At 57.7% G+C, this 24,623-nt stretch carries 19 protein-coding genes and 1 tRNA gene; 5 read left to right on the top strand and 15 right to left on the bottom strand.

The window, feature by feature from the left end; all coding sequences use genetic code 11:
• Nucleotides 1-67: 67 nt before the first annotated feature.
• Entirely contained in the window at nucleotides 68-1,468 is a 1,401-nt protein-coding gene (locus BW956_RS07090; protein ID WP_076461938.1) for an MFS transporter, read from the bottom strand.
• Between the two features lie 211 nt (nucleotides 1,469-1,679).
• Here BW956_RS07090 and BW956_RS07085 point away from each other — a divergent pair, with 211 nt between their 5' ends.
• Nucleotides 1,680-2,570: an alpha/beta hydrolase gene (locus tag BW956_RS07085; RefSeq protein ID WP_076461936.1), complete on the top strand. Its 891-nt coding sequence runs from the start codon at nucleotides 1,680-1,682 to the stop codon at nucleotides 2,568-2,570.
• Nucleotides 2,571-2,656: 86 nt separating this feature from the next.
• Complete coding sequence (locus BW956_RS07080) at nucleotides 2,657-3,538, top strand: amidohydrolase family protein (RefSeq protein WP_076461934.1); 882 nt, start codon at nucleotides 2,657-2,659, stop codon at nucleotides 3,536-3,538.
• A gap of 73 nt (nucleotides 3,539-3,611) precedes the next feature.
• Here BW956_RS07080 and BW956_RS07075 read toward each other — a convergent pair whose 3' ends face one another.
• The 10 genes from BW956_RS07075 to BW956_RS07030 form a co-directional block, all read right to left on the bottom strand.
• Nucleotides 3,612-4,943 carry an MmgE/PrpD family protein gene (locus tag BW956_RS07075; RefSeq protein WP_076461932.1) on the bottom strand — a complete coding sequence of 444 codons (1,332 nt, stop codon included), beginning with the start codon at nucleotides 4,941-4,943 and terminating at the stop codon, nucleotides 3,612-3,614.
• 58 nt (nucleotides 4,944-5,001) lie between these two features.
• Nucleotides 5,002-5,838, bottom strand: a complete 837-nt coding sequence (locus BW956_RS07070; protein WP_076461930.1) for a nitrilase-related carbon-nitrogen hydrolase — start codon at nucleotides 5,836-5,838, stop codon at nucleotides 5,002-5,004.
• A gap of 47 nt (nucleotides 5,839-5,885) precedes the next feature.
• On the bottom strand, nucleotides 5,886-6,773 hold the full coding sequence (locus tag BW956_RS07065) for a glycine betaine ABC transporter substrate-binding protein (RefSeq protein ID WP_010323723.1): 888 nt from the start codon (nucleotides 6,771-6,773) through the stop codon (nucleotides 5,886-5,888).
• Between the two features lie 43 nt (nucleotides 6,774-6,816).
• Nucleotides 6,817-7,548 carry an ABC transporter permease gene (locus BW956_RS07060; protein ID WP_076461929.1) on the bottom strand — a complete coding sequence of 244 codons (732 nt, stop codon included), beginning with the start codon at nucleotides 7,546-7,548 and terminating at the stop codon, nucleotides 6,817-6,819.
• Between the two features lie 10 nt (nucleotides 7,549-7,558).
• Nucleotides 7,559-8,719 carry an ABC transporter ATP-binding protein gene (locus BW956_RS07055; protein WP_010323721.1) on the bottom strand — a complete coding sequence of 387 codons (1,161 nt, stop codon included), beginning with the start codon at nucleotides 8,717-8,719 and terminating at the stop codon, nucleotides 7,559-7,561.
• Between the two features lie 32 nt (nucleotides 8,720-8,751).
• Nucleotides 8,752-9,402, bottom strand: coding sequence for an ABC transporter permease (locus BW956_RS07050; protein ID WP_010323720.1), 651 nt, complete (start codon nucleotides 9,400-9,402; stop codon nucleotides 8,752-8,754).
• Between the two features lie 191 nt (nucleotides 9,403-9,593).
• Nucleotides 9,594-10,556: a GlxA family transcriptional regulator gene (locus tag BW956_RS07045; RefSeq protein ID WP_076461927.1), complete on the bottom strand. Its 963-nt coding sequence runs from the start codon at nucleotides 10,554-10,556 to the stop codon at nucleotides 9,594-9,596.
• Nucleotides 10,557-10,785: 229 nt separating this feature from the next.
• Entirely contained in the window at nucleotides 10,786-12,171 is a 1,386-nt protein-coding gene (locus tag BW956_RS07040; protein WP_076461925.1) for a sodium-dependent transporter, read from the bottom strand.
• A gap of 105 nt (nucleotides 12,172-12,276) precedes the next feature.
• Entirely contained in the window at nucleotides 12,277-13,470 is a 1,194-nt protein-coding gene (locus BW956_RS07035) for an amino acid aminotransferase (protein ID WP_076461923.1), read from the bottom strand.
• Nucleotides 13,463-16,984, bottom strand: a complete 3,522-nt coding sequence (locus tag BW956_RS07030) for an indolepyruvate ferredoxin oxidoreductase family protein (RefSeq protein ID WP_076461921.1) — start codon at nucleotides 16,982-16,984, stop codon at nucleotides 13,463-13,465. The genes BW956_RS07035 and BW956_RS07030 overlap by 8 nt, the downstream gene beginning before the upstream one ends.
• Before the next feature lie 209 nt (nucleotides 16,985-17,193).
• Here BW956_RS07030 and BW956_RS07025 point away from each other — a divergent pair, with 209 nt between their 5' ends.
• Nucleotides 17,194-17,661 carry an Lrp/AsnC family transcriptional regulator gene (locus BW956_RS07025; RefSeq protein WP_010323715.1) on the top strand — a complete coding sequence of 156 codons (468 nt, stop codon included), beginning with the start codon at nucleotides 17,194-17,196 and terminating at the stop codon, nucleotides 17,659-17,661.
• A 131-nt stretch (nucleotides 17,662-17,792) separates the two neighbouring features.
• The gene (locus BW956_RS07020) at nucleotides 17,793-20,696 is read left to right on the top strand and encodes a bifunctional diguanylate cyclase/phosphodiesterase (protein WP_076461919.1); all 2,904 of its coding nucleotides are present in this window, start codon (nucleotides 17,793-17,795) and stop codon (nucleotides 20,694-20,696) included.
• On the opposite strand, the gene corA is transcribed toward BW956_RS07020, so the two are convergent.
• On the bottom strand, nucleotides 20,649-21,602 hold the full coding sequence (gene corA / locus BW956_RS07015) for a magnesium/cobalt transporter CorA (protein ID WP_076461917.1): 954 nt from the start codon (nucleotides 21,600-21,602) through the stop codon (nucleotides 20,649-20,651). The two genes, BW956_RS07020 and corA, sit on opposite strands and share 48 nt — an antisense overlap.
• Before the next feature lie 14 nt (nucleotides 21,603-21,616).
• Entirely contained in the window at nucleotides 21,617-22,591 is a 975-nt protein-coding gene (locus BW956_RS07010; RefSeq protein ID WP_076461916.1) for a calcium/sodium antiporter, read from the bottom strand.
• A 198-nt stretch (nucleotides 22,592-22,789) separates the two neighbouring features.
• Between BW956_RS07010 and BW956_RS07005 the strand changes: the two genes are divergently transcribed.
• Nucleotides 22,790-22,877 (top strand) — tRNA-Ser (locus BW956_RS07005).
• A 41-nt stretch (nucleotides 22,878-22,918) separates the two neighbouring features.
• Here the strand turns inward: BW956_RS07005 and BW956_RS07000 are convergent.
• Together BW956_RS07000 and xisR are read right to left on the bottom strand one after the other, a co-directional pair.
• On the bottom strand, nucleotides 22,919-24,202 hold the full coding sequence (locus BW956_RS07000) for an Arm DNA-binding domain-containing protein (RefSeq protein WP_076461914.1): 1,284 nt from the start codon (nucleotides 24,200-24,202) through the stop codon (nucleotides 22,919-22,921).
• Entirely contained in the window at nucleotides 24,199-24,414 is a 216-nt protein-coding gene (gene xisR / locus BW956_RS06995; RefSeq protein WP_076461912.1) for an excisionase family protein, read from the bottom strand. Before xisR ends, BW956_RS07000 begins: the two co-directional genes overlap by 4 nt.
• Nucleotides 24,415-24,623: the final 209 nt, after the last annotated feature.

Raw genomic sequence — 24,623 nt, 5'->3', positions numbered from 1 at the left:
ACTTCTGTGATTGTTGCTACGAAGTGCTTGCCGGGGTCTTGTACCCCGGCTTTTTTATGCCTGAAAATCAGCCTTGCTGATGCACGGTGCCTCGCGACCAGGAGCGCCAGGCGGCCAGCAGGCAGTAGCCGCAGCAGATCCAGAACGCGAATTCCAGCAGATTCATCAAGGCCGGGAACTGATCGGATGTCAGCTGGGCATTGCCGATAAACATGTTGAACAGGAAGACCACCACTGCCATGCCCAGCATGTTGCCCAGCGTACGGGAGATGTTGAGCAGGGAAGAGGCGATGCTCAGGCGCTCGGTCGGCACCACACTCAAGGCGCCATTGTTGTTGGGCGAAGAGAACAGCCCGAAGCCGGTGCCCATGACCAGCAGTGCCAACATCACCTGGCCAAGGCCACTGTCCTGATCCAGCAGCGCCAGAATCATAAAGCCGGTACCGAACAGGATACAGCCCAGAGTCGCCGGTATACGCGGTTCCATGCGGTCGGACAGACGGCCTGCGACAGGTGCCAGCAGCGCCATCATCATCGCCTGCAGCAGCATCAGCTGTCCCGCCTCGGCCGGAGACAGTTCACGGATATATTGCAGATAGAGGCTGAGCAGAAACTGCAGCGGATAGTTGGCGGCATACATCAGGAAACTGGCTTGAATGGAACGGAAGAACACCAGGTTCTTTACCATCCGACGCAGCCGGATCAGCGGATAGGGAGAGTGCTCCTGCTGGTAGATGAACAGGCCCAGCAACGCCAGCCCGATGACGCCCAGCAGCCCGCCTTTCCAGTCCGGCAGCTCTGACAGGCCAACAAAAAAGAGGCTGGAGGCAGCGATAAACAGCAGGCTGCCAATCCAGTCCAGCCGTTCATCTTTCTGACGCTCGGTCTCGCGTACGTTGATCCACACCAGCAGGGCACAGACGATGGCCAGCGGCAGAGGCGCCAGAAACACTGCGTGCCAGTCCCACCACTCCGTGAGCCAGCCACCGATGGGCGGGCCGCAGGTAAGGCCCAGATAAACTGACGTCGACGTTAGCCCCAGCGCCATGCCGCGGCCATGTTCAGCAAACACCTGAGATACGATCGCCATGCCGGTGCCAAAGATCATCGCGCCGGCGATCCCCTGAAGCAGACGCATCAACAGCAGCCAGCCAATATGTTCCACCATGGCAATGGCCAGCGAACTGAGCGTGAACAGCAGCAGGCCGGACAGAAACACCTTCTTGCGCCCGATCATATCGGCGATCCGGCCTGCCGGAAGCTGGAGGGCAATTGCGCCCAGCAGGTTCATGGTCGGAATCCAGCTCACCAACACGGCATCAGCGTTCAGGTCTTCGGCAATGGCCGGCAGGGCAACGTTCACGGCCGACATGCTCATGGGCATGAGGAAGGTGGCGACGCAGATACTCAGCAGGGTGAGCCAGCGTACTGAGGGAGAAGCATAGGGGTTTTCAGCTGCTGCAGTCATGAGGGCTCGATAAAAGAGAATGAGAATTACATTCTAGCGAGACTGGGCAGAAAGGACAGGGGAGGGTTCCCGGAATGAAACAAATTGCTCGAAAAATGAAGTCGTGAATGTGCCTGATAACGTCGTAAATTGAACATTCTGCCACAGGTCTTTACGCCATTATTGCAACCGTTGAACAACAACCTGAGCTTCGAATAAGAGTACACAAACAATGATCGAACAAAAAGTTGCATTCAAAAGTGATGGCCTGACCCTGGATGGCGCTTTCTTCACCGACGAACAGAATTCCAACCCGAGCCTGCCGATTGTCATCGTCTGCTCCGGTTTCACCGGCCAGAAAAACATCCACCCTGAGCGTTATGCGCGAGCCCTGACGCCCAAGGGTTTCACCGTCTTTGGTTTTGACTACCGTGGTTTTGGCGAGTCCCAGGGCGAACGTGAGCGTGTCATTCTGGAAGAGCAGGTACGCGATATTGCCAGTGCCGTTGCCATTGTTCGCCAGCGTGCCGACGAAGAGGGCCGTAAAGTCGTTTTGGCAGGCTGGGGGATGGCTGGCGGCCTGATCATTGATGCTTTCCGGATCTGTGAAGATCAGATTGATGGCCTGATCGCCATGAACGGTTTCTTCGATGCGGTGCGCGTGCAGAAAGCACTGCGCGGCGAACATGGCTGGAAAGAGTTCAAGCAGTTCATGGCCAAGGAACGCACCCGTCTTGCCAATGGCGGCGCTCCTGAGGGTATTGATCCCTTCGATATCTACCCGCTGGACCCGGTCAGCCGAGAATACGTGTTCACCGAGCTGGTCAAGGCACCGGGCTATGGTGTGACCTCGACACTGGATCTCGCTGACTCTCTGATCAGCTTCAAGCCGGAAGCGCACCTGGATGAACGTTTCTCCAACATTCCGATGCTGATCGCACATGGTGCCGACAATGATCTTCACCCGGTAACCGAGCCCAAGGCGCTGTACGCAGCCTACCCGGGCCCGAAAGAGCTGTTCCTGCTCGCCGGTGGTGGTCACACTGAGTGGATGCTGGATGACAACCCGCTGTTCATCGAGTTCTCCAGCCACATTGCCCAGTGGATTCAGGCCAACGTTTAACCGGTTCTGAGTTCTCCTTTTACCGATGCCGGCCTGCACTACCGGCATCGGTTTTTCGTTCAAGGCTCTGTGATGAGAGGTGTTAAATGAGCGAATCTATTCCTGTTTGTGACGCCGCCGATCCCTTTCCCCGTGCACCCGCTTTCACAATTCCGCCGGGTGCCTGTGACACCCATGCCCACGTCTTCGGCACTGAGCGCATTTATCCCTACACTCCCAATCGTACCTACACACCGCCCGATGCACCGGTAGGGGCCTATCGCCATCTGCATGAACGCCTGGGTATTGCCCGCGGTGTGCTGGTGCAGCCCAGTGTCTATGGCACCGATAACCGCCTGCAGATGGATGCTTTGGCCTATCTGCGTGGCCAGGGGCTCGCATACAAGGGCGTGGCTGTGGTGGATGCGGATGCCAGAGAAACCGAGCTTGACCAGCTGGAAGCCGGTGGTCACTGTGGTGTACGTATGAATTTGCTGTTCAAGGGCGGTATTCAATGGCGTGATGTGGAAGTATTGGCCCAGCGTCTGGCTACCCGCAACTGGCACCTGCAGTTTCTGATCGATGTGTCAGAATTTGAGGACCTGGAAAGCCGCATTCGCGCTTTGCCGGTGCCCGTTGTCGTAGACCATATGGGTCATATGGATTGCCGCAAGGGGCTGGAGCATCCGGGCTTTCAGGCATTGCTAAACCTGCTTAGAGACGAACAGGTTTGGGTGAAACTATCAGGCGCGTACCGGATCACTGCCGAACAGCAACCTCCCTATACAGACGTGGATCTCTTTGCCCAGGCGCTGGTGGAAGCCAATCCCAACCGCTGTGTATGGGGCTCGGACTGGCCGCATCCGCATTTCTCGATTCCCATGCCCAATGATGGCGACCTGCTGGATCTGCTGGCCCGTTGGGTGCCGGATGAGGCAGTGCGCAATCGTATTCTGGTTGATAACCCCGCCGCCCTTTACGGTTTTTAAGACAGCCTGAAAAGATTGATACTATCGAAAAAACCGGCCGCGGCCGGTTTTTTGATTCCAGTATGTGAACTTCTCAGACAGCAAGGCGGCCAGAGAGACGTTTGAGTAATGCCTCAACGTCTAAACGGTCCAGTCCCCAGCTTGCAAGGCAGGCTTCAGAAACATGCCGTTGATTTGCTGTCGTCATCAAGCCATCCGTTAGCAAATTGAACTTGGCCAACAACTCTCCAGTGATCAGCGGGTTCTCAGGATTGCCTCGGGCGATACAGGGCTCCGATGTCCACTGGCGACCATCTTTCATAATAAGGTGGGCATGGGCCCAGCGTTCGGCCGGGAAGCGGGCGTTGTAGGCTTCGGTTTCATGCATGTGTACCCGCTGGCTTAGCTGTCGTCGCAGAGGGTGCTGCAACCCCTGCGGCGTTTCAGCCACGGCTTCAGGTAACACGGCATCATCGATCAGGGCAGAGGCGACCGAGAATGGCAGGCTGTATTGGGCTTCTTCGGTGGTCTCGGGCAGTACTTTGTGTAATCGAGTAGCTTCGTGGAAGCTGTAAATATGGATCGCTTCGATTTGCTCAGGCGCAAAGCCCGGATGCTGGCGCAGGGTACGCACGGCTTCCACAGCGGGTTGGGCCCAGCGGCACACAGGATAGGCTTTGAAGTATTGCTCGAGGATGTACCAGCGCTGTCCCAGGTCTTGCCAGATATCGGCGACTTCCGGGCCTTGCAGTGTAATTGCCGGGGCTCCGGTAAAGCCTGACTCGGCCAAGAGCACGGCACTGACACCGGCGAGTGCACCCCAGCCCGAGCCGTCTTTCACCATGGTGGGGTGATCTATGCAGCGCATCATCTGGCTTCTAGGGCCATAGAACTCAGCGGTCCCAAGTGCCTCAGCTGTTTGCTCAGGGCTTAGCTTGCGCAGGCGTGAGAGCATGGCGGCGACACCGATGCCGTTCCAGGCACCGGAGGTGTGATAGTCACTTGCGGTGCGGTGCAGGGCAATTCCGGCACGGGTAGCGATTTCATAGCCGATGACCAGGGCCGTTAGAAAGCCCTTGCCGTCAAGCGGTTGCTCGTGGGCTTGTGCCAGCAATGCCGGCAGGATGGCGACACCGACATGGCCCTTGGTAAGTACCTGGCCGTCATGGGCGTCCAGACTGTCTATCAGCAGGGCGCCAAATAGTGCGCTGCCACAGAGGCTGGCGGTTTGATCGCTGAACAGGAGCGGGATATCACCCGGATATTGGGCGGTTACAAAGCGCTGCATAATACTGCTCAGGCGGGTGCGGTGGCCGGCAGCGGCGACGCCCAGAAGGTCCAGCAGGCAACGCTGGGCCTGTTCAATCACGTTGTCGGGTAAATCCTCGGGTGTGAGGTCATGGATGAAACTGTTGAGAGAGTGCACGGCTTGGGCCTTTTTGTGCAGTGAGGCGGGCGGGTGCCCACCTCAAACCTGGTTGTTTTTATGATTGGTTGAGCAGGCGTTGGATCAATAGGGTGTTGGCATCGCGTATGGCCGGATGATCGAAGCGCGCAGCGGCGATGCTGTTTAGATCCAGCTCGGCACTGATCAGGCATTCACGGTCTTCCGCCTGTGCCAGTACTTCACCTCGGGGGCCCAGTATGCGGCTGCCGCCCCAGAACCAGGCATCGCCCTCGGCGCCATAGCGGTTAGCCATGAGTACAGGCACGCCGTATAGCATGGCGTAGAAGCTGACGTTGGTCTGCCAGTTGTTTTCGTTGGAGAACTCATCGCTGACAATGGCTGAAGCTGAATTGACGGGGGCCAGCAATAGTTCGGGACGACGCAACATGGCGCAATGGACCAGCGCCGGGTTCCAGAGGTCAGCACAGATGAGCGTGTTGGCAGTCCAGTTTGGTTTGCATTCCACCTGAACCAGCTCTTCACCCGGGTGGTACCACTTGCCTTCTTCCAGGCCGCCATAGGTGGGCAGATTGATCTTGCGGTAGACGGCAGCGATTTCACCCTGCCTGAGGTAGGCGACGGCGTTATAGTATTCGCCGGGGCTGGCCTGCTCCACAAAGCCCACTACAACGGTCATGTTCGGCGCGATACGGGCCAGTGACTTCAAACGCTCGTCGTCGGCACGCATGGCGGCCTCGGGTGTGCGCCGGCCCAGTTGATAGCCGGTTAATGACAGTTCCGGAAACAGCAGGAGTTCAAGGGATTCAGATTGCGCAGTGCGAATCCAGTCGGCGTGGGTGCTGAGGTTGGATTCAAGGGCAAGCAGTTCGGAGTTGAGCTGTACGACCCCAACCAGAAGCGGAGAAGTATTCATTTTATGGCTCCAGAAAAGGGCCGGTAGCGCCGGCCCGGCTGGCGGTTTTAGAGCAGGCCCTTGGCGGTCAGGAATTCGGCTGCAACATCTTCGATGGACATGCGGTCCACATCCACCTTGGCGTTCAATGCCGACATGGTGTCGTTGTCCAGCTGTGCTGAGAGGTTGTTCAGCTGCTCACTCAGGTTCGGGTTGGCCTTCAGCACCTCATCACGCACCACAGGGGTGATGGCGTAGTTGGGGAAGAAGCCCTTGTCGTCTTCAAGCACGCGGAAGTTGAAGGCCGGAATGCGGCCGTCAGTGGCAAATACCAGTGCAATATCGACCTGGCCTTCTTTCAGGGCCACGTACGTCAGGCCTGAGTCCATGCGTTTGATATCGCTGCGCGGAATATCGAAGTCGTAGGCCTTTTTCAGCTCCTTGTAGCCATCCTTGCGGGAGTACCATTCAGCATTGGTAGCAAGCGTCAGCTCCTGGCCGTCATTGAGCGCCTTGGCCAGATCACTCAGCGTATTGATGCCCTTGGCGTCAGCATCTTCGTTGCGCATGGCCAGCGCATAGGTGTTGTTGGCGCTGGACGGGTTCAGCCAGGTCAGCCCTTTCTTGGCATCCAGTTCACGTACCTTCTCATAGACCTTCTGCGGATCAGCAATCTGCTCCTTCACCTTGTTGTATACCAGCAGTGAGGTGCCGGTGTACTCCCAGTACAGGTCGATCTGGGCATTTTCCTGCGCCTTGCGCAGGACTGCGCTGCCCATGCCGGCACGGCGTTCAATGTCGTAGCCCTGTTTATCCAGATACTGGGCGGTCATTTCAGTCAGCAGTTGCTGCTCGGTGAAGTTCTTGCCACCGATGACCAGCGGTTCTGCCTGAATGGCCGTCGCCAGTGTTGCTGCCATCAGAGTGGTACCCAGTTGTTTGAACAGTTTGCGCATTTTCTATTTCCTCGTTTTTATATTTATCCCGCTCTGAGGCCGATCAGGCACGCAGGGGGTTAACGCCTTTGGGCACAATCATGAAAGCCAGGATAGCGATAGCGATGTCGACCAGAATTGCGAGAATTGCAGTCGGAATCGCCCCCGCCAGCATCATGAAGGGTTCATCAAGATCGATACCAGTAAAAATCAGCTCGCCCAGGCCGCCGCCGCCAATCAGAAAGGCCAGGGGCACAGTGCCTACGTTGATCGCCAGTGCGGTACGGATACCGGCAAAGATGACGAACAGGGCGTTAGGCAGCTCGACGCGGATCAGCATCTGCATGGGGGTCATGCCGATACCGGATGCGGCTTCTTTCAAATGGTCCGGCACTTCCAGCAAACCGGTGTAGGTGTTGCGGACAATCGGCAGCAGAGAGGCGATGCAGAGACCGAACACGGCTGGCAGCATGCCGATACCGAGCAGGCTCATGGACAGCGCCAGAATCGCCAACGTCGGTATGGTGGTACCGATATTCAGCGTCTGCATGGCCGTTTCCGCCATTTTGGCAAAGCGAGGCCGGCTCAACACTGTGCCCAGAGGCACGCCGATGAGGATTGCGAGGCTGCCTGAAATCAGTACCAGCTCAATGTGCTGGCCGACCAGATAAACTACATCCTCACGGTAGCTGAACAGCTCTTCCAGAATGCCGGCCTGCTCGGCCAGCGAACCCAGTGCAAACATCAGCACCAGTGCCAGGCCGTAGGCAAAGCGGGTGAATGCGGGTTTTTTCATGACATCCCCCTCAGGCGCTGATCTGCTGCAGTGTCTGCGCCAGGCTGACCGGTGCATCACGGTGGTAGGTAGCACCCAGATAGTGGGTAATACCCCGCTGGGTGACCTGTCCAACCAGTACGCCGTGCTCATCGGTACAGGGCAGCCAGGTGGTGTCATGGTTGAACATCAATGAGGCGACCTTGCGCAGATCATCTTCGGGCCGGGTATCCGCCTTGAGGCCGAAGTAGTGCTCACCGCAGAGGCCGTTGGTGGTCTGTGCCACACTGCGCGATACATAGCCGATCGGCTGGTTGCGCTCGTTGACCATCAGGATGGCGTGGCTGTAGCCCTGCTGCTCGATACGCTCCAGGGCAACCTTGAGGCTGTCACCGGGGCTGACCGTGGTAACCGGTTCCATCACCTGGCTGACCTGGACCAGGCGCAGACGTTTCAGAGCGCGGTCATCACCGACAAAGCTCTCGACAAAGTCATCGACCGGGTGGGCCAGCAGATCGTCCGGCGTATCGTACTGAACCAGACGGCCACCGCGGAAAATGGCGATGCGATCGGCCATCTTCACTGCTTCATCAATGTCATGGCTGACAAACATGATGGTCTTGCGCAGCTCCTGCTGCATTTTCAGGAACTCATCCTGGATCACTTCGCGGTTGATCGGGTCGATGGCGCCAAAGGGCTCATCCATCAGCATCACGGGCGGATCGGCTGCCAGCGCACGGGCGACACCTATGCGCTGCTGCTGGCCACCGGACAGCTCGCGCGGATAGCGTTTGAGGAAGATGGACGGATCCAGCGCGACCAGCTCAAGCAGCTCCTTGGCTCTAGCCTTGTAGCGGTTGGCGTCCCAGCCCAGCAGTTTGGGTACGATGGCGATGTTTTCTTCGATGGTCATGTTGGGGAACAGACCGATCTGCTGAATTACATAGCCGATGTTGCGACGCAGCTCCACCGTGTTCATGCCGGTGGTGTCTTCGCCGTTGATGAAAATTTTGCCGGAGGTGGAGGGAATGATCCGGTTGATCATCTTCAGCGTGGTGGTTTTGCCACAGCCGGACGGTCCCAGCAGCACACAGATCTCACCCTCGGGCACTTCCATATTGATATGGTCGGCAGCAGTCACCGGGCCATTGGGTGTTTCGAAGATTTTGGTCAGATTGTCGATTCTTATCATTGTCTTGTCCCGTTAAGCGGCGCTGAAGAGAGTTAGGCTGAAATACCCTTGGGCGTCAGGCGTTTTTGAATCCAGAGCAGGGCGTAGTCTGCAATCACGGCCAGGATGCTGACGGCGATGGCACCGGCTACCAGCTGGCGCGGATCACTCTGGGTAATGCCTCGGCTGATCAGTACACCCAGTCCACCAGCACCGATGTAGGCGGCGATGGCCATCACGCCAATGTTCATCACCACAGCGGTGCGTACACCTGCCATGATCACCGGAATGGCCAGCGGTATTTCCACCATGCGCAGGCGTTGCACAGGGTTCATGCCGATACCACGTGCCGCTTCGCGCAGCGCCGGGTTGACGTTATTGATGGCGGTATAGGTGTTGCGGATGATCGGCAACTGGGAGTAGAGCAGTACCGCAATCACCGCCGGCAAATAGCCGATGCCGTGGCCAATAGTGGACAGCAGCGGAATCATGATGCCGAACAGGGCGATGGAGGGAATGGTGATAATGATAGAGGCGAGGTAAAGCACCACACGTGCGACACGCTCATTTTGCGTAATGGCGATACCGATGGGCACACCCGTGATGGTAGCGAGGCCCACGGCGACGGCCACCAGCGAGATGTGCTCGATCGTCAGCTTTAGAATCAGATCGAGGTTACCGGTAAGAAAGTCGAGAATTTCCAACGTCTTTCCTCTTGCTTATAGTCATTATTGTTATCGTTGCTCAGCCAGCTGGCCGTTAGCATGCAGCCACAATAATCCAGACGCGGGCGGCGAAAGGATACATATCCGACATTCGAGGGTTCAATTGCGACTTGCTGGGGGCTTCCGTTTACACGCCTGCCTGTTTGCAGTGTAGACAAGCTGCGCCTGGCTCAGGGCCGTGCCCGTTCTTCCCGGGGCGAGCGTTGATACTTCTTCCGGTAGCAGCGCGAGAAGTAGGACGTTGAGCTGAAGCCGCAGGCGGTGGCGATCTGCAGGATGGTTAGACTACTTTGCTGAAGCAGGTGGCGGGCCCGTTCCAGACGCAGTTCCATATAGTATTGCGCCGGCGACATGGACAGGTTTTGGTGAAACAGCCGCTCCAGCTGCCGGGTGGAAATACCCACCAGCTGACCGATCTCCTCACAGGTGAGCACCTCTTCGAGGTTTTCCCGCATCAATTCCAGTGCCTGTACCAGCCGGGGGTGGTTGGCGTGATAGCGCAGCTGGAACTTCATGCGCTGCTTGTCGTGAGCCGGGCGAATATGCGGATGAATGCACTGCTCGGCCACATCGTTGGCCAGGGCTTCACCGTGCTGCAGGGCGATGATCTGCAGAATCATGTCCAGCCCGGCCAAGCCGCCGGAACAGGTCGAGATACGGCCATCAATTTCGTACAGCTCACCGGATACGTTTAGCCCCGGAAACTCTTCCTGCATGCTTTCACGGTTTTCCCAGTGAATCGTGCAGGTATGGCCCTTGAGCAAACCGGCCCGTGCCAACAGCAGGCTGCCGGTTGAGGTGCCGCCCAGTGCGACTTTATTGCGTGACAGCTGGCGCAGCCATTTGAACACCGGCTTCTCATCGACCAGGTGGGCATTGATGCCGGCCACCACGAACAGGCGGTTCAGGTCGCTGACATCGTTCATTGAACGACTGGGGCTGATGGGAATGCCGTTACTGCAGGTGACGGGCTCATCGTGCAGGCCATAAAAGTGCCAGCGGTACAGCGGTTTGCCGCTGAGGCGGTTGGCCATGCGCAAGGGGTCGACCACCGCTGCGAAGGAGATCATGGAAAATTCGGGGATCAGGAAAAATCCCACATGCTCGGTCTGGCAACTTGTATCCGTGGCCATGCTTGGACTCCGGCACACTCAGGTCGTAAACCTGATCAGAATAATCGGCAGTATCAGCGGGGCGTCGGGACAGGTCAGCAGAGATCAGTGGCAGGTCCCGTTGGCGGCGCCAATAATGGACGAGCCGTTATCTGCATTCAAGCAGATTTACAGCCAAGGGTGCAAAGGAGAGGGGCGGGTGCTGGGTGAGGGGAGCGGCCGGGCGACGAGGCGCCGCCCGGCGCAGGTATTACAGCAGGTTGTACAGGAAGACTACGGCGATGCCCGCCGGAGTCAGGTAGCGCAGTACAAACATGAAGGCGCTGTACATACCGCCTTTGAGACCGATCTCGTCGTCCAGGCCCTGACGCTTCATGGCCCAGCCGGCGAACAGTGCGATCGCCAGACCGCCCAGCGGCATCATCAGGTTGGATACCAGGAAGTCGAGCAGGTCGAACACGGTTTTACCTTCAAAGAAGGCAATGCCGCCCAGCGGGTGAAAGTCAGCCCAGGCGTTGAACGACAGCACGGTGCCGATACCGACCAGCCAGATGGCCAGACCGCCGACCAATGCGCTCTTGGCGCGGCTGATGCCCTTGTGTTCTTCCAGCCATTCAACCACCGGCTCCAGCATGGAGATGGCAGAGGTGATGGCGGCGACCAGCAGCAGCGCGAAGAACAGGGTGCCGAAGATCAGACCACCGGTCATCTGGCCGAAAGCCAGCGGCAGGGTGACAAAGATCAGACCAGGACCCGCGCCCGGCTCCAGACCGTTGGCGAATACCAGTGGGAAGATAGCCAGGCCTGCCAGCAGGGCGACACCGGTATCCATCAGTGCGATGGACATGGCGGTGCGTGCGATGTTGACCTTCTGCGGCAGGTAGGAACCGTACGCCATCATTACGCCGATACCGATACTCAGTGTGAAGGCCGCGTGGCCCAGAGCGGTCAGTACACCTTCTGTGGTGAGCTTGCTGAAGTCAGGCGAGAACATGAAGCTGACGGCTTCACCGAAGTGACCGGTGGTCATGGCGTAACCGACCATGATGAACAGCAGCACGAACAGAAGCGGCATCAGGGTGTTGATCGCTTTCTCCATGCCGGAGCGGATACCACGGCCGACGATCAGAATAACGATCGCCATGAACACACTGTGCCACAGCAGAAGGTCGCCGGTGCTGGCCAGCATGCCGCCAAAGGCACCACCGATGGCATCGGCATCAGCACCGATGAACATGCCGGAAGCCGCCTTGCCCACGTAGGAAAGGGCCCAGCCGCCAATGACGGAATAGAAGGAAAGAACCAGGAAGGAGGCGATCATGCCGTTCCAGCCGATCAGGCGCCAGCCCTTGCGGGTGCCTTCGGTTTGGGTCAGGGAGTGCATGCTGGCCACGGGGCTCTGGCCTCCGCGACGGCCGATCATGACCTCGGCGATCAGAACGGGAATACCCACAATGGCGATACAGGCGAGGTAGACGAGCACGAATGCGCCGCCGCCGTTTTCACCGGTGATATATGGAAACTTCCAGATGTTGCCCAGGCCTACGGCAGAACCCACTGCCGCGAGAATAAAGGCCATGCGTGAAGACCAGAGGTTTCCAGCCTGCTGGTGTGCTTTTGTTGTGGTCTGACTCATTTTAAGAGTTCTCCGGTATCGTTATTGTTATCGGACAGTGCCGGCACTGTACTGAAAGGCCCCTGTCACCCGGAGGCGGCAGAGGCCGTGTTCTGGCTACTCAGCTTATTCAGTGCGTCCAAGCACCTCACGCATGGCCTCACTGACCAGTGGCAAGGTGTCTGCGGACAGACCGGCGATGTTGATCCGACTGGAGTCCAGCATGTAGATGCCAAACTCTTCGCGCAGAATCTGAACCTGTTGCGGGGTAATACCCAGGAAAGAGAACATCCCGCGCTGCCGTTCGATAAAGCTGAAGTCACCGGCCGGGGCCAGTGCCTGGCTGAGGGCGGCACGCAAATCGAGGATGCGCACACACATCGCTTCGAGTTCGCTCTGCCACGCCTGCATCAGCTCAGGTGTGTCGAGGATCATCTCGACCACCGCTGCCCCATGCGAGGGAGGCATGGAATAGTGCGACCGGATCGCACTCAACAGCTGGCTGGTGGCGGCCTGGCCCTGTTGGGCGTTGGCCGAAATCAGCATCAGGGCACCGGTACGTTCCCGGTACAGGCCAAAGTTCTTGGAGCAGGAGGAAGCGACAATCACTTCCGGCAGACGCTCCGCCATCAGGCGAACACCCTGCGCATCCTGATCCAGGTTTTCACCCAGACCCTGATAGGCAATATCGATAAACGGCAGCAGTCCCTTGCGCTCGACCAGGTCCGTGATAGCGGCCCACTGATCGGCGTCCAGATCTGCGCCGGACGGATTATGACAGCAGCCGTGCAGGAGTACCACATCACCGGCTTCTGCCTGCTCCAGACAGGCCATCATGGCGTCGAACTCAACACTCAGGGTGGCCTTGTCCAGGTAGGGGTATTCGCGAATGTTGAGGTTCGCACCGCCCAGCAGCGGAATGTGGTTGGCCCAGGTTGGCGTGCTCACCCATACGGTGGTGTCGGGCTTGCAGAGTTTCAGGAACTCGGCGGCCATGCGCAGGGCGCCACAGCCACCCGGCGTCTGGACCACGTTTACGCGGCCATCTTTCAATGCCGGGTGGTTACCGCCCAGCAGGAGCTGGCCGATCAGCTGGTTAAAGCCTTCAGCACCGGCCGGGCCGATGTAGGCCTTGGTGGTTTCGGTCTCCAGCAAGCGCTGCTGCGCCTGCTGGACCGCTGCCATGATGGGGGTGTTGCCCGCTTCGTCACGGTAAACACCCACACCCAGGTCAACCTTGTTGCTGCGAGTGTCTTCACGAAAGGTTTTCATCAGGCCCAGGATCGGATCCTGGGGCAGGGTTTTCAGTTGTTCAAACATGAGCCTTCTCCTCAGCCTGGGCGACCATAATCAGCGTGGCCTGACCGGTCTCGAATGCCTTGACCAGGTGCTTGCGCTTCTCGGCTGCGGCTTCAGCCGCCTGTTCGCGTACCGGGCCGTAGCCGCGGATATCGGACGGCAGTTCTGCCAGTTCCAGTGCGAACTCATAGTTGTTGGCGTTCAGTTCTTTGGCCAGTCGGTTCAGCAACTCACGGTATTCCGCCAGCAGAGCACGATCCAGCTTGCGATCGGCGGAAAAACGGAAGGGGTCGAACGGAGAGTTTCGGAGCCCCTTCAAAGGTGCCAGAACTTTCAAGGCCTTCAACATCCAGGGGCCGAACTGACGCTTCATCGGGCGACCTTTTGCATCCTTCTTTCCGCCAAGAACTGGCGGTGCCAGGTTGAAGTTGATGCGGTAGTCACCTTCGAAGGTCTGCTCGACCTCTTTCAGGAAGTCGGTTTGGGTGAACAGACGCGCCACCTCATACTCATCTTTATAGGACATCAGACGGAACAGCTGCTGTGCGACGGTGCGCGTCAGGCTGAGATCGTCCTTGCCCAAAGACAGTTCGGCAGTGCGGGTCTGTTCGACCAGCTGTTTGTATTCGTTGGCCCAGGCCGCATCCTGATACTCGGTCAGGTGCTTCATGCGGCGCTCGACCAGCTGCTCCAGAGTTTCTTTTTCCGGAGTGATCGGTTTTTCACGTGCTTCTGGGCTCAGCAGGGACATGACGTAGTCACGGTCGGTAGCAGCCAGGCGGCCCCAACCGAAGGCCTGCTTGTTGCGATCGATGGCAACGCCGTTCAGCTCGATGGCGCGCATCAGGGCTTCCATGGATACTGGCACCAGGCCACTCTGCCAGGCGAAGCCCAGCATCATGACGTTGGAGAACACGGTATCGCCCAGCAGTTTCTCGGCCACCAGGTTGGCGTCCAGCTGGTCGAAATGGCTCTCGCCCACGGCATCTTTCAGCAGCTTCAGGCGCTTTTCGGCCTGCATGTCGGCATCGCGGAACATGACGTAGTCAGCCGTTGCCAGTTCCGCTTCGTTGGCGACGATGCGCGAGTGGTTCGGGCGCAGTACGTTCAGCGCTTTCTGTGAGGTGGCAACAACCATGTCACAGGCGACCATGGCGTCGGCCTGGCCGTTCTCAATGCGAACCTGGTGCAGGTTGGCCGGGGAGTTGGCCAGACGCACGTAGCTCAATACGGTACCGCCTTTCTGGGCGAAGCCCATGAAGTCCAGTACGGATGCGCCCTTGGATTCCAGGTGAGCCGCCATGGTGATCAGCTGGCCCACGGTAACAACACCGGTACCACCGACGCCGCCGACCAGCAGGTCGTAGCTGTCGTTCAGTGCCGGAATTGTCGGCATCGGCGTGCCGCTCAGGCGTTTTTCCAGCTCGGCGCCCAGGTCGAGACCCTTGGACTTGCGCAGCTGACCGCCTTCGATAGTGACGAAGCTCGGGCAGAAGCCGTTGACGCAGGAGAAGTCCTTGTTACAGGAGGACTGGTCGATCTTGCGCTTGCGGCCCAGAGCCGTGTCACGCGGAACCACGGACAGGCAGTTGGACTGAGTCGAACAGTCGCCACAGCCTTCACATACGTGGTGGTTGATAAACGCACGCTTGGCCGGATCCGGGAACTGGCCGCGCTTGCGGCGACGACGTTTTTCGGCAGCGCAGGTCTGGTCGTAGATCAGTACGGTACAGCCTTCGATGTCACGCAGCTCGCGCTGAACATTGTCCAGCTCGGAACGGTCGTGGAAAGTAACGCCGGCCGGGAACAGAGATTCTTTGCCCTTGTATTTCTCGGGCTCGTCACTCAAAACAACCACGCGTTTCACGCCTTCAGCAGAGACCTGCTTGGCGATGGCATCCACCGTGATCACACCGTCCACCGGCTGGCCGCCGGTCATGGCAACCGCATCGTTGAACAGGATCTTGTAGGTGATGTTGATACCGGCAGCCACGGCCTGACGGATCGCCATGTAACCGGAGTGGAAGTAGGTGCCTTCCCCCAGATTCTGGAATACGTGCGGGTTGCCCGTGTAGCGGCTTTTGCCGATCCAGTTAACACCTTCACCGCCCATCTGAATCAGGGATTCAGTGTCACGGCCCATCCAGGATGCCATGAAGTGACAGCCGATACCGGCCAGCGCCTTGCTGCCCTTGGGTACCTTGGTGGATGAGTTGTGCGGGCAGCCGGAACAGAAGTACGGCATGCGGCGAACGCCGCCCGGGTCGGTAATGCCCAGGCTGCAGTTCACTGCATCCATTTGATCAGTAAATTTCACCCCGAAGAAGCGGTCCAGACGGGCGGCCAGGTAGCCGGCCAGCAGTTTCGGGCTCAGCTCGCCAACATACGGAATCAGCGGGTCGCCGTTCTGGTCCTGTTTACCGGTAATCAGCACTTCGCCAGGGCGATCCGGTTCAGACATGTACTCCTTGATCTGGCTCTCGATGATGCCACGCTTCTCTTCGATAACGAGGATCTCATCCTTGCCGCGGACAAAGTCCATGATGCCCTGGCGCTCCAGCGGCCAGACCATGCCGACTTTATAGATGTCGATGCCCAGTTCCTGAGCACGGGCTTCATCAATGCCCAGCAGCTGCAGGGCTTCCAGAAGGTCCAGATGTCCCTTGCCGGTGCTGACGATACCGAAACGGGCTTCTTTATTGTCAAAGATGCGTCGGTCGATAGGGTTGGCACGGGCAAAGGCCTGCACCGCAGCGAGTTTGTGCTCGATACGGGTTTCCAGCTGTGGGCCAGGCAGATCCGGCCAACGGTAGTGCAGACCGTCAGCCGGCGGGGTGAAATCGGTGGGTGTCACGAACGTCGGCAGCGGCTTCAGCTCAACGGAAGCGGCACTTTCGACAGTTTCGGAAATCGCCTTGAAGCCGACCCAGCAGCCGCTGAAGCGGGACAGGGCATAACCCCAGAGACCAAAGTCCATATACTCGGACAGGTTGGCCGGGTTGATGGTCGGCATGAACCAGGACATGAAAGCCACATCTGACTGGTGCGGCATGGAAGAGGAGACGCAGCCGTGGTCGTCACCGGCCACAACCAGTACACCGCCGTGCGGTGAGCTGCCATAGGTGGTGCCGTGCTTGAGCGCATCGCCGGCACGATCGACACCCGGGCCCTTGCCGTACCAGAGACCGAAGACACCTTCGACCTGCTTGTCATCGTCGGTCTCAACCTGCTGGCTGCCCAGAATGATGGTGGCGGCCAGGTCTTCGTTGACGGCCGGAACGAAGTCGACTTTGCTGTCATCCAGCAGTTTCTTCGCCTGCCACAGGGCCTGGTCGTAAGCACCCAGCGGGGAACCACGGTAGCCGCTGATCATGCCAGCAGTATTAAGACCGTTCTGCTGGTCGAGGCGTGCCTGCATGAGCGGGATGCGGACCAGCGCCTGGGTGCCGGTCAGAAATACGCGACCCGTATCGCGCAGGTAACGATCCTCGAGACGATAGTCGTCGAGTGCGGGGGTATTGGCATTGACAGTCATACCCGGACTCCTCTTGTTGGATCTTGTCGTTATCGCCGGTTGGCTGCCGATGGCTGTGCAGAAAACCGTGCATTTATGGTGAGAAATTGTAGGGAGAAGCGGCGTAAAGGTGTTTGCTATTTGGGGCGTGAATCAGGTTAATTTCCGATGAATATTTCAATTCACATGAAAATAAGAAAGAATATTCGAAAATTCTCGGGTGTTACTAAATGAAACAGGTTTCCTTGGATAATTTTGATCGCAAGATTCTGCAGGTGCTGCAACAGGATGGCCGTATCAGCAACCAGCAGCTCGCCGAACAGGTAGGGCTGTCACCGGCCGCGTGCTGGCGTCGGGTAAGGGCGCTTGAGGAGAAGGGGGCCATTGCCGGTTACGCAGCGCTGCTGGATCCGGAAACCCTGGGCCAGGGGTTGAGTGTCTTTGTGCTGGTATCCCTGCAGCGCCATAACATCGACAGCACCGAAGAGTTCGAGCAGGAGGTGCTGAACTATCCCGAGGTGCTGCAGTGCTATGCGGTGACCGGGAATGCAGATTTTGTCCTGCGTGTGGTGGTACCCGACATGGGTTCCTATGACCGCTTCCTCAACGAAAAGATCTTTACTCTTAAGGGGATAGCGCAGGTTCACTCCAATTTTGGCTTGCGTCAAATCAAGAATAGCCATGCTTTGCCCCTGTAGCGGTAAATTTGATTGTCCGCTTGACTGGGGGGTGTTATAAGAAGCATCAGTAAAGAAAATAGTTCTCAGTTCGGCCTCAGGGAGCGAGGCCTGCCAGGAGACACCCAGTCAGCAGTCGGGCCCCGGATCAGATGCCTCTGAAGATCAATGCCAAAACGCTCCCCCGTTATCAGACCAGTGCCCTGGTGGGCAGTGTGTGCCTGTTGGTACTGCTGATTACGGCCTTTTTTACCAACAACGCCTATCAAACCGGTCAAAACCGTCTGGAACTTCAGCGCTCTGAAATGGAGCTGGCCAGCCGAGAGCAACTGCGTCAGCAAATCGACAGCATCCTGGGCTACATCACCTTTTCCCGCGAACGTACCGAAACGGTTCTTAAACAGCGTATCCAAACCGTTACCCGCGAAGTCATGACGCTGGCGCAAAGCATATACAGCCAGCAGATCCGTAGTGGTAATACAGACCTCGACAGCATCGGTGTATTGATTCGCGAAGCTATGCGCGATCTGCGTTTCTTCGGCGGTCGTGGTTATATCTTCATTGATACTCTGGCTGGCGAATGTGTGCTGCTGCCGACCAGTCCGGGTATTGAAGGTCAGTCGCTGATGGATAATCAGGATGATACCGGCCACTACATCATGCGCGGTTTGATCGATGCGGTGAACAGGCCGGAAGGCGGGGGATATTCACGTTATCGCTGGTTTGCGCCGGATTATCCGGATCAAATGAAGGAAAAGATTGCTTACGTCGAATATTTCGAGCCGCTGGACTGGATTATCGGTACCGGCGATTACCTGTATCAGGTTGAAAATGATCTTAAACAGGAGGCTCTGGCTCGTCTGGAAGCACTGACATTTGGTGATGATGGCTATATCGCCGTCTTGCATACCGATGGCCGGGTGTTGCTCTCACCCAGCCAGCCCGAGTCTGAAGGGCTAGCATTATCCGAGCTGTCGCCTGAGCACCGCGACATAGTGCAAACCCTGTTACAGGGTGCAACGCCTGAGGGGCGTTTCATGCAGTATGACTGGTATCGATCTGATGATACCGGTTTGCATGCCAAGCAGGCACTGGTGCAGCTGGTGCCCGAGTGGAACTGGGTATTGGTCGCCACCAGTTTTCAGGACAGTTTGCAGGCCGCCATTGCCCGACAGGAGCAGGCTCTGGAAGAGCAAACCACCCAGGATGTGAGGTACATGCTGGTGGTAATGATGGTGGCGCTTATGGTGGCCCTGTCCGTGGCGTTGCTGCTGTCACATTGGCTGAGAGACCTGGTGCGTCGCTACCAGAGTGCGATCGATAAGCAGAAGGATGAATTGGAAACCCGTTCTCGTGAACTGCAGCTGGCTGCAACGGTGTTTGAGTCTGCCAGTGAAGGGGCCATGATTTCGGATGCAAGCAATCACATCATGGCCGTGAACCCGGCCTTCTGCAGCATTACTGGTTACAGCGAAGAGGAAGTGGTAGGCAAAACGCCTGCGCTATTTTCCTCCGGCCGACACAGTACTCTCTTCTTCGAAAAAATGTGGAGCCAGTTGCGTAGCGAAAAGCGTTGGGAGGGCGAGGTCTGGAACCGCCGTCGCAACGGCGAGGTGTACCCGCAATGGCTGTCGATTACCGTGGTGGAAGATGAGCAGGGTCAGCCTCAGAACTATGTGGCCATGCTCAATGATGTGTCCGAGCGTAAGGCGACGGAAGACCAGCTCAAGTACCTGTCGGACTTCGATACCCTGACTGATTTGCCCAACCGTCGTCTGTTACGTGATCGCACCATTCAGGCCTTGGCCAAGGCCCGGGCCAGCGGTGAGCAGGTAGCACTGTTGGTGGTGGGGCTGGACCGCTTCAAACATATCAACGATTCCCTGGGCCACGGTGCCGGTGACAACCTGCTCAAGCAGCTGGCGCGCCGACTGACGGATCAGGCACAGGAAAACGAGACCCTGAGCCGCCTTGGCGGAGACGAATTCGGCATATTGCTGCCCAAAGTGAAATCCCTGCATGAGCTTGAGAAACGGGTGGAGGAGTACCTGCATCTGGTCAGTGAGCCGGTTCATATTCATGATCACAATCTGGTGGTAACGGCCAGTATCGGTGTGGCCCTCTATCCCTATGACGGTGATGACTTTGACAGCATGCTGAAAAGTGCCGACACCGCGCTCTATCACGCCAAGGGCGAAGGCCGGAACACCTGCCGCTTCTTCGCGCCGGTGATGAACCAGCAGGTCTCGGAACGCCTGGCCATGGAGAACAACCTGCGCCATGCGCTGCAGCAGAATGAATTCGAGCTCTATTATCAGCCCCAATTCTGTTTTGCCACACAAAGCGTGATCGGCTGTGAAGCCCTGCTGCGCTGGAACAGCGCCTCCGGTCTGGTGATGCCGGATCGCTTTATCCCTCTGGCTGAAGAAACGGGCCTGATTGTGCCCATTGGTGGCTGGGTGTTGCGTGAAGCCTGCCATCAGGCCAAGCGCTGGCAGACTATGAGCAGCAAGCCTCTGTCTGTGGCGGTGAATGTCTCGGCGGTTCAGTTCCGCCCCGAGCTGGTGGATGATGTGCGTAAGGCGCTGGCCAGTAGTGGTCTGGAACCGCACTTGTTGGTGCTGGAAGTCACCGAAAGCCTGCTGATGTCGGATGTACAGGGATCAGCTCTGCTGCTGGAGCAGCTCAGGGCATTGGGTACGCGGATCGCGCTGGATGATTTCGGTACCGGCTATGCCAGCCTGGCCTATCTCAAGCGCTTTGCGCTGGATAAGCTCAAGATCGATCGCACCTTCATCATGGGTATACCCGAAGACAAGGATGACAGTGCGATCACCTCATCCATTATCGATATCGCCCGCCACCTGAATCTGGAAACAGTGGCAGAAGGGGTGGAAACACGTGCCCACGTCGACTTCCTGCATGCGGCTGGCTGTCACCAGGCGCAGGGTTATTTCTTTGACCGGCCGCTGCCGGTGCCTGAATTCGAGAAGCGGATGCGCGAGCCGTCAGAGCCAGCCCTTGTGTTTGAAAAAGAGGTAGGGCGAGATGGCTGATACCACCATCAGCCCCAGCGCCATCGGATAGCCGAATATCCAATCCAGCTCCGGCATGCTGTGGAAGTTCATGCCGTAAACGGTGCCCACCAGCGTCGGCGGCAGGAACACCACGGCAGCGATGGAGAAGATCTTGATGATCTGGTTCTGGCGGATATTGATGAAGCCCTGAGCCGCGTTCAGCAGGAAGTTGATCTTCTCGAACACGAAGGTAGCGTGCGCCATCAGGGTGTCCAGGTCACGCAGCATTTCGCGGCAGATCTTCACTTCCAGCTTCTGCTGACGGATATGGCGCAGCAGGAAAGACACCGAGCGCTGGGTATCCATCAGACAAAGACGGATCTGGCCGTTGCTGTCTTCCAGCTTGGCCAGGCGGTCCAGCTGCTCGCCCAGGTCTGATTCACGCTTTTCCAGCACTTCAATGCTGACGCCTTCAAGATCCCGGTGCAGGTCTTCCAGCTGGTCTGCCAGGTTATCAATTTTCTGCTCGAACAGGGCCGTCATGATGCGCAGCGGTCTGTCGGCTTCTATCCAGCCACGACGAGCCCGAAGACGGGTCAGGCGGAAGTCCGGCAGATCTACATCATGGATACTGATCAGGCGGTCTGGCTGCAGTGTGAAGGCCACCGTCGCGTTGCGAAAGCGGCCCTCGGATTGATACAGGAACAGGGAGTGTACGTGCAGGTCGTCGCCGTCGACGAAATAGCGCGAACTGGATTCGATCTCTTCAACATTACGGGCATCGGGCAGGCTCTCCGGAAAGTGCTGCTCAACCAGGCTGCGCTCGCTATCGTCCGCTTCCTGCAGGTCCAGCCAGCTGGCTGCCTGCAGATCAGCACCGCTCAGCGGCTGTGCCAGTTCCTGCTCACGCAGTTTGCCCGCGCTCAATGCGAAGGTTCGAATCATCCTTTTTCTCCGTATCAGGCGTTAAGTACACCATAGACCAGGTAGCCGGTATAACCGATGAACACGGACAGCAGCAGTCCGCCTTCAAGGCGGTTGATGCGGCCCTGGCCACGGAAACCGTAGCCCAGAACAAACAGGGACGCGGTCAGAGCGGCCATGATCACCCAGTCACGGTACAGCGCCTCCGGGCTTACACTCATGGGCTGGATGCTGCCGGCAATACCGACCACGGCCAGGGTGTTGAACATGTTGGAGCCGATCACGTTGCCCAGTGCCAGGTCATGCTCGTTCTTGCGCACGGCGATGATCGAAGACGCCAGTTCAGGCAGCGATGTGCCGATTGCCACCACGGTCAGGCCGATGACCAGATCGCTGACGCCCATGGCGCTGGCGATATCGACGGCACCCCAGACCAGTACACGAGAACTCACAACCAGCAGAACCAGGCCAACAACCAGCCAAAGAATACCCTGGCGCAATGTCATCTGTGTTTCGCCTTCCATGTCATGCTCAACATCGCTGCCCAGTGCATCACCGCGCTGACGCATGCCTTGCATGATCGACCAGCCCATCATCAGGAAGAAAACACCCAGCAGGACTACGGCTTCCATCCGGGTGATGCGACCATCCAGCAGCTGGTACCCGGCCAGCAGCGTGAAGGCCATCAATACCGGCAGCTCCTTGCGCAGGATCTGCGAATGGACAGCGATCGGGCTGAGCAGGGCGGTAATACCCAGTATCAGGGCTATGTTGGCAATATTTGAACCATAGCCATTACCCAGCGCCAGGTTCGGGTTGCCCTGGATAGACGCAAAAGCCGACACCACCATTTCGGGTGCAGAGGTGCCGAAGCCGATAATAACCATGCCGATGAGTAAAGGTGGCATGCCGGCATAACGGGCGGTTGCTGCGGCCCCATCTATAAAGCGGTCAGCACTCCAGACCAGCAGAGCCAGCCCTCCCACAACGGCCAAAATTGCCATCAACATCGATTACCGAACTCCTTGCAGATTCAGGTTTTAAGAACAGTGCGCATCATACTCTGACCAGGCGCTCCCGTCGCGTTCAGGAATAATGAAAAAAAATTCACACGAGGGGGTTGTGCTTTGAAAACAAGCATCTATAATACGCACCTCAATTGATGAGGCGACAACAGCAACGCGCTGCCAGCCACACAATTGAAATGCGGTGAGGTGTCCGAGTGGCCGAAGGAGCACGCCTGGAAAGTGTGTATACGGAAACGTATCGAGGGTTCGAATCCCTCCCTCACCGCCATCCTATCTTCTTGATTCTTCTCGATTCATTCAGCTTTTAAATCACGCTTGGGACATTTTTGGGGCAGAATTGCCGCCTTCCAGTCCGCCCGAGTCCGCTTCAAACCCCATCATTTGCGAAACCATGCCTGCCATTGATTTGGTGTCGTTGGGTATCCATTTGCCGTAGTGCTTCTTGATCATTGTGTTGTCGGTGTGGCCGAGCTGGCGCGCGACCCATTCCAGGGGCACGTATGCTGACAGGGCCTGACTGGCGAATGTGTGCCGGCATTGGTTCGGGCCACGGTGCCTGACTTTGGCTTTTGTCAGGATGTCGTTGTACCAGCGTCTGATTGACGGGTCGTGCCAGGGGATCTGGTTTTTGCCGTTGCGGAACACGAACCGCACGGATTCTTCTCGGCTGGTCACGTTGTTACGCTCGATCACGGTGATGTCGACCGGTTCCAGCAGCTTTGTGTAGCGCATCTGTTGTTTGAGCCAGTGAATGGCTGGCGCTATCAGCTCGACCGTGCGCACACGGGAGCGTTCTTTCGGTACTTTGTACTGAGGGCCGACTTTTGCGCGGATGACTTTCAGGGTCCACTGCTCGGTATCGATATCCTCCCATGACAGCGCAATCAGCTCTGACAGTGACAGGCCGCTCCAGCAGGCGAACATGACCATGTTTACGTCCTGCGGTCTGTTCGTTTTGATGCTGGCGATTCGCTCAAGTTCTTCCCGGGTGAATGGGTCGGCGGTGTTCTGATCTGAGTCCCGCTCTATGTTTTCGATTCGGTCCAGTGGATTGGACTGGATAGCGCCGTCGTTGTACGCATTCCCCCAGACGCCTCGGACAACGGTGAAGATGTCGTTCACGGTTTTGGGGGCGAGGCCGTTGGCCAGCAGCTGGGACTGGAACATCTCAATCTCTGATTTGGGTATGTCGGCGATGCGACGTTTGCCCCAGTGGTCGAGCACGTGCCGGGCTTTGTGCCGGTAGTTGCGGTATGTGCTGGCCGCCTTCCGTACCTCCTGTACCTTGAGCCACTGTTCCACCCCTTGGAATACGGTGCGGCCGATCACCTGGCCGCCGTATCCAGAGAATTGCGCGGCCTTTGCTGACGCCGGGAAGTGGGCGGCGTAGTCGAACCGGTTTTCTTTTATCTCGGTCAGGATGACCTTGCGCTTGTTTTCGGCGTAGGCGATGGATGATTTGTTGATTTTGGCAACGCCGTCGATGGGCTCTCGACAGCGCTTGCCCTTGAACATGAATGATATGCGCAGCTGGTTGCCGTGGATCTCTACACCACGGGGCAGCTGGTCGACTCCTTTGGGTAATTTACTCACAGTCCTGTCTCAAACCATTGATCGATTTCGGCTGAATTATAGACAACGCGCCCTGTGGGGTCTTTACGCCAGTGTTTGCCTTCCAGCCAGATGCCGCGCTCGCGGTACTTGCGTGCGGCCTCTGTGGTGATCCCCCAGGTGCTGGGCAGCAGGGAGGCGCGAACCCAGCGGCCCACGGGTGCGGCGTGTGTGATTTGTAGTGCTGCGCTCATTGCTTCCTCCGATTCATGTCTTTTGATACTTGGCGCCAATCCCAGTATTGAGGCTGGGCAGGGCGCAGCTTTGGCCGCAAGCTGCCGTAGAGTGCGGCATCAGCCTGGGCTGTAACTGGAGCTCTGAAGCCGGCAGTCATTGCCCCGGCTACGGCGAGGGCGAGCTTGGACTTCTTCATTGGCTGCTCCTCATGATTGTTTTCATACCG

This window comes from Marinobacterium stanieri (assembly GCF_900155945.1).
GTDB lineage: Bacteria > Pseudomonadota > Gammaproteobacteria > Pseudomonadales > Balneatricaceae > Marinobacterium > Marinobacterium stanieri.
This window is presented reverse-complemented; position numbering and strand designations above follow the sequence as displayed.